Source organism: Martinezella lusitana (genome assembly GCF_900094565.1).
In the GTDB taxonomy this organism is placed as follows: Bacteria; Pseudomonadota; Alphaproteobacteria; order Rhizobiales; family Rhizobiaceae; genus Rhizobium; species Rhizobium lusitanum.
In genome coordinates this window covers 1-5,739 of record NZ_FMAF01000067.1, presented here as the reverse complement: position 1 = coordinate 5,739, position 5,739 = coordinate 1, and the positions used below count along the sequence as shown (strand labels likewise).

The window sequence follows — 5,739 nt, the reverse complement described above, 5'->3', positions numbered from 1 at the left end:
GCTTGCAAAAGCTGTGCGAGCTCGTCGCTGTCGGCGCCGACGATCACGGGGCTGGCCTTGAATCTCTCCACCAAGGCGCAAATTTTCGTGCTGATTTCGGAGTCGGAAACCTTGCGTCCGCCAATCATGAAGAGAATGGCTGACGGTGCGACCTGCATGTCCCGTATCTGCCATTCCTCGAATGACGCTACGGTGACGATATTCATGCTGTCGTCATAGTCTGTGAGACTTCTTGATAGGTACTCGCGGTCCAGAGCCCTGGAATCGATCAGAAGGATATAGTCCTCTGATTCTGCCGCGCCGGCGATGCCGGAGGCAACAAACGGCCTCAATGAATCCGGTGTTCGAACTGAAATGATGCGAGCTGCTGTTTCTGAAGCGAATTTCTCATTCGTTAATGACTGTCCGTTCATGGTCGATACCCCCAACCTTTAGTGTGACCCTTATTCTTCTTGTGACCGCCCGAATACTTCTATTCTTTGGATAGCAAAGCCCCTGTCTAAATTTCGGCATTGCTTCTTGCTTCATATTGTTCTCCTCAATCTAGGTTTCTCATATTGTCGACCATTAGCTAATATACTTAATCTTTTTTTAGTGCATCAACATGCGTTGATAATAATCAAGGATGTTGTCACGTATTGACGCCGCTTATGAGGGTGGTCATGGAGGTGATGAGATATAGAATTGGGCCATCGGTAATATGATCCGGGCGCGACACGGTTTTCCGCCGCAGCTTTGCTCGTGGCGGGGATCTGCTGCCGGAAATGTCGGCAACAAGAAACCTATAGTCCGTGTTTCACTTGCGAGTGGCCCTATATTGCTGACAGGCTGCGACAGCACCTGGGTGACAAAAACGAGCGATCGCAAGCGTCATTGCAGTCATCAGATATGCAGGTCAGCAATATCGTGTTTTCAAGAACGCGGGAAATTGCGAAACGGGTCAAGGGGTCGACTCCCTTCAAGAGCGCCAGGGTGCCGTCGTGCGAATGATCTAAAGTCATTGCCTGAGATCGGGTGTTGCCAAGACTGTTCAAGATACGCCGGATTTCCGCAATTTCATCCGGCCCTTGCCATTTGCATTAGGGTAACGCGTTGCTGAAGACGCCGCTGCGCCTGGTCGACAACCACGGCGATGATGATGACCAGCCCCTTGATGACCATCTGCCAGAAGGATGATACGCCCATCATCACCAGCCCGTCGGACAGGATGCCGATGACGAAGGCGCCGATGATCGTGCCTCCGATCGTACCGCGTCCACCCGACATCGAGGTGCCGCCGAGAACAGCAGCCGCGATGGCGTTGAGTTCGAAGCTCTCGCCGGTCGCCGGATGAGCGGCCATCAGCTCCGACGAAATGATGATGCCGACGATCGCAGCACACAGCCCTGAGAACATATAGACGAAGATCTTCACCCCATCGACGCGGATGCCCGACATGCGTGCCGCGCGCTCATTGCCGCCGACGGCGAAGATGTGCCGGCCGATCGGCGTCGAGCGGGACACATAGGCGGCGATCAGCGCGAGAAAGATGAGTATCCAGATGGAAACGGGGAGGCCGAGCAGCCTGCCGGCACCGAAGACGTCGAAACCGGTCGTGTCGAACTCCGGCCTGCCGACCAGGTTCGGAAAGGTCTGGCCGTCCGAGGATAGCAGCGCGAGGCCGCGAGCAACGTAGAGCGTCCCGAGCGTTGCGATGAAGGGGGCAACGTTAAGCTTGGTGATGAGTAGCCCGTTGATGAGCCCAATCAACAGTCCGACGGCAAGCGTGATCAGGATGATCTCGTATATGTTGAAATAGACGGTGTATCCGATCGGCAATGCGACGCCATTGAGGATGAGAGCGCCCGCCACCATGCCGCACAGGCCGACGATCGAGCCGACCGAGAGGTCGATGCCGCCGGTGATGATGACAAAGGTCATGCCCATCGCCAGGAAGGCATTAAGCGCAACATGCTTCGACATTAGAATCATATTCGCGCTCGAGGTGAAGTTCGGGGCGAAGATGGCGAAGAAGATAATGACGGCAAAGAGCGCGATGAAGGTTCTGAGTTTCATCAGCGTCAGGAGTGCCGAGCCATTCGACCGCTTGGCCGCAAAAGAAGTGGAGGTATCTGCCGTCATGACGCGAGTTCCCTTGTATGTCCGTGTCCCTTGGCCGAAGCGGCGATGATGGTTTCTTCCGTGGCATCGCTTCTTTCGAAGACCGCGACCAGCCTGCCGTTGCTCAAGACGGCGATGCGGTCGGAAAGTGCCATGACCTCTTCCAGGTCTGATGTCGAAAACAGGATTGCCAGACCCTTGCCGGCAAGCTTGCGCATGGTACGAAAGACATCGGCCTTGGCGCCGACGTCGATGCCCCGGCTGGGCTCGTCCATCAGAAGCACCCTGGGGTCTGTCATCAGCGCCTTACCAATGACGACCTTTTGCTGATTGCCGCCGGACATCGATGTCACCTCGAAATCCGGATTGGGTGCCTTGATCGACAGGTCACGGATCATGTCGCGCATGGCCCGCCTTTCGGCGCCGGCATCGATGTGAAAGAAGCGGGCGAAGCGTCCGAGGCTTGCGAGCGTCAGGTTGCTGGCAATGGACAGCACCTGCACCAGCCCCTCGCGCTGCCGGTCTTCCGGTATCAGCGCCAGGCCGCGCCGGATGCGGCGGGTGGTATCGCGTTCGCGAACCTCGACGCCGTCGATGAAGATCTTGCCGGTCGAATGCACGTGCCGACCCATGACGCATTCGAAGAACTCGCTGCGGCCCGCGCCCATCAAGCCATAAATGCCGAGAATCTCGCCTGCGCGAACGGAGAGCGAGACGTGATCGACGGCAAGGCCGCCGGTCGAGCGCGGAAGGCTGATCTCCTCGGCACGGAAGGCTTCCTTACCGATCGTGTGGCTGTCGCCCTTGGCAAAATCCTTGGCTTCCGATCCGATCATCGACCGGACGATCCATTTCGTATCGATATCGCGAACCATAGCCTGGCCGGTGATCTGCCCGTCGCGCAGCACGGTGATGTAATCACCGATCCGCATCAGTTCTTCCAGCCGGTGCGAGATATAGACGATTGCCACACCCTGCGCCTTAAGCTCGGCGATCACCTTGAAGAGAATGTCGACTTCCGCAGCAGACAGCGCCGATGTCGGCTCGTCCATGATCAGGATGCGGGCATCAAGCGAGATGGCCTTGGCGATTTCGACAAGCTGCTGCTGCCCGATCGGCAAATCCTCGATCATGGTCTCGGCATTGATGCCCGCGTCCAGTCTCTTTAGGAATTCATTGGCTTTGGTAATTTGCGCCTTGTGGTCGATGCCGAAGATGCGGCGCGTGATTTCGCGCGTCGCAAAAATATTTTCGGCGACCGACATGTTGGCGAAGAGGTTGAGTTCCTGGAAAATCATTCCGATGCCGCGCGCTTGCGCGTCAGCCGGGCTATCGAAATGAACGGCTTCACCTTCAAGGACGATGCGGCCGAGGGTGGGCCGCTCAACGCCGGCGATAATCTTCATCAGCGTTGATTTGCCGGCGCCGTTTTCTCCAACCAGGACATTAACCGCGCCGCGCCGCAGCTCGAGATTGGCGCGCTTGACCGCAACGATTCCGGAATAGACCTTCGATACGTCTTCCAGGCGAAGGATGATGTCGTCCTCTGTCGTGTCGCCCATGGTCATTGCCCCAACGCCAGCGCCGAAGGGGTGATCAGCGGAAGTTGGCCGGAGGCTGGCAGCGGATACGCGCCGGTCACCGTGACGGTCTTGCCCACGAGGCCATCGCGTGGCAGGGCCGCGAGGAAGGACGTGTTTGCCTTCTCGTTGAATGCCTTGCCGAATTGCGCCCATTCAATCTGGTTTCTGAATTCATTGAAGTCGAGGAAATCCAGCGCGTCGCGCAGCGCCGTACCGCGGACTGCCGGGCCAATCTGCACCTTTGCGTCCGCCTTGCCGTCGCTATCCACATCGACGTCGACGGTTCCTGCGCGAGAGGTTGTATCCGCGGCGACGATCTTGCCGCTAAGCTTGACCGCATAGGTCCAGGGCGATGAGGCCTGCTTGCGCGGATTTCCATATTTTGCGCCGGCCTCATCCGGGTTGGATGCGACTGCCTGCAACACCGTCTTGAAGTCGCCCGCTCGCTTCTCAAGGTCGGGAAGCACTTGTGACTGCCAGATCGCCTCGACCTTGGTCGTCGGATCGAAGGCGGTCTTTGCCGCTTCCGCCGCCTTTTCCTCAGGTGTCGGCGTTTTGATGATCTTGCAGCCAGGCAGCGCTGCGACCAGCATGAGGGCCGCGACGGCGCCTCTGATCCTCAACATGCAATGCACCTCTATCTCACAGGAAACATATCTGGAGAGCGTGGGTTTTCCACGCTCTCCATGGTGCTCGGTCTGCCGTTAGTTCTTCAGCGCGAAGGTCTCAAGCTTGTCGGCATTGTCCGCGTTGATGAGGACGCAATCCATCAATTGCTTCTCATCCTTCGGCACGGTCTTATTTTTGATGTAGGCGTCGGCCTGCTGGACCGCGATCTGAGCCTGGGCATAGGCCGGCTGCATGACAGTCGCCTTGATGCCGCCCGCCTTGATTGAGTCGCGCACGTCGTTGGAACCGTCGAAGCCCACGACGATGACATCTTTGCGGCCGGCCGCCTGAAGGGCTGCGATTGCGCCCATCGCCATAGTGTCGTTGCCCGAGATGACGCCCTTGATGTTCGGGTTCGCCTGCAGGATCGTTTCCATCTTGGCATAGGCTTCGGTTTGGCTCCAATTCGCCGATTGCTTGGCGACCAGCTTCAGATCCGGATAGTCATCGATGACGTCATGATAGCCCTGCGAGCGGATACCGGCATTGGTATCGGCTTCGCGGCCAACAAGTTCGGCATAATTGCCCTTCTCGCCCATCAGCTTGACGAATTCCTGCGCGCCGAGCTGTGCACCTTGGTAATTGTTGGAAACGATCTGGGCGACGGCGATACCGGTGACGTTGATTTCGCGGTCGATGAGGAAGGCGGGGATGCCGGCATCCTTGGCCTTCTTGATGGCGGCAACCGTCGCGTCAGCGCCGGCATTGTCGAGAATGATGGCCTTGGCGCCACGCCCAATTGCCGTATCGATGACCTCGGACTGCTTGTTCGCGTCGTCGTCATGCGACATGACGAGCGTGTCGTAACCAAGCTCCTTTGCCTTGGCTTCGGCACCGACAGCTTCGGCCTTGAAGAATGGATTGTCGAAGGCTGGCGTAATGATGGCAATCAGATCCGCCGAGAAGGCAGGTGCGGCCGTGCCCAGGGCAAGAACGCTGGTAAAGGCAGCAAGTGTCAGTCTGCGTGTCAGTTTCATGGTTTCCTCCCAGTTATGAAACAGGCCCCGTTCCCAGCGAGGCAGAAAAGGGAGGACTGACGCCCTCCCCAGGATCTCCTCAGGTAATGCGCCGGATGCTTTCGGCGATCTCCTGCGGTTCGAAAACCTTCTTCCAGTCGTCGCGCATCAGGGCGGGGATTCCGAACTCGATTGCCTTGTTGCAGGCGTCGGAGAAGACGCCGTCGACTTCCTTGAAGATCACGGCACCGAGAACATTCATATGGCCGAGCAGGAAGTCGCGGGCGGCTTCCGCCGGAACGCCGCGGGAAACACATTCATCCATGGCCTGACGCATGACGACGAGCAGCGAGGCGCAAACCGTCTCGGAAAGGCCCGGCTCCAGCATCGCCATCTGCTCGACGGTCACGCGGTGCGAGCGCATGACGGGT

5 protein-coding genes and 1 pseudogene are annotated in these 5,739 nt (G+C 58.0%); all 6 read right to left on the bottom strand.

Annotated features, from left to right (window positions below; all coding sequences use genetic code 11):
* Nucleotides 1–413 (bottom strand): annotated as a pseudogene (locus GA0061101_RS38275) (response regulator transcription factor); the annotation flags it as partial.
* A gap of 643 nt (nt 414–1,056) precedes the next feature.
* Nucleotides 1,057–2,121 (bottom strand): ABC transporter permease, encoded by a 1,065-nt coding sequence (locus GA0061101_RS38270; protein WP_037200154.1) that lies wholly within the window; start codon nt 2,119–2,121, stop codon nt 1,057–1,059.
* Nucleotides 2,118–3,668 carry a sugar ABC transporter ATP-binding protein gene (locus tag GA0061101_RS38265; RefSeq protein WP_037200156.1) on the bottom strand — a complete coding sequence of 517 codons (1,551 nt, stop codon included), beginning with the start codon at nt 3,666–3,668 and terminating at the stop codon, nt 2,118–2,120. Before GA0061101_RS38265 ends, GA0061101_RS38270 begins: the two co-directional genes overlap by 4 nt.
* The gene (locus GA0061101_RS38260; RefSeq protein ID WP_037200157.1) at nt 3,665–4,309 is read right to left on the bottom strand and encodes a DUF2291 family protein; all 645 of its coding nucleotides are present in this window, start codon (nt 4,307–4,309) and stop codon (nt 3,665–3,667) included. The genes GA0061101_RS38265 and GA0061101_RS38260 overlap by 4 nt, the downstream gene beginning before the upstream one ends.
* Before the next feature lie 78 nt (nt 4,310–4,387).
* Complete coding sequence (locus tag GA0061101_RS38255; RefSeq protein ID WP_037200159.1) at nt 4,388–5,329, bottom strand: D-ribose ABC transporter substrate-binding protein; 942 nt, start codon at nt 5,327–5,329, stop codon at nt 4,388–4,390.
* A 79-nt stretch (nt 5,330–5,408) separates the two neighbouring features.
* A partial coding sequence (locus GA0061101_RS38250) for a phosphogluconate dehydrogenase C-terminal domain-containing protein (RefSeq protein ID WP_280951459.1) occupies nt 5,409–5,739 on the bottom strand: 331 nt, incomplete at its 5' end.

What these genes read in the sequence shown, in the direction of transcription:
- GA0061101_RS38270 (WP_037200154.1), bottom strand. Translation starts at nt 2,121, where the DNA reads ATGACGGCAGATACCTCCACTTCTTTTGCGGCCAAGCGGTCGAATGGC.
- GA0061101_RS38265 (WP_037200156.1), bottom strand. Translation starts at nt 3,668, where the DNA reads ATGACCATGGGCGACACGACAGAGGACGACATCATCCTTCGCCTGGAA.
- GA0061101_RS38260 (WP_037200157.1), bottom strand. Translation starts at nt 4,309, where the DNA reads ATGTTGAGGATCAGAGGCGCCGTCGCGGCCCTCATGCTGGTCGCAGCG.
- GA0061101_RS38255 (WP_037200159.1), bottom strand. Translation starts at nt 5,329, where the DNA reads ATGAAACTGACACGCAGACTGACACTTGCTGCCTTTACCAGCGTTCTT.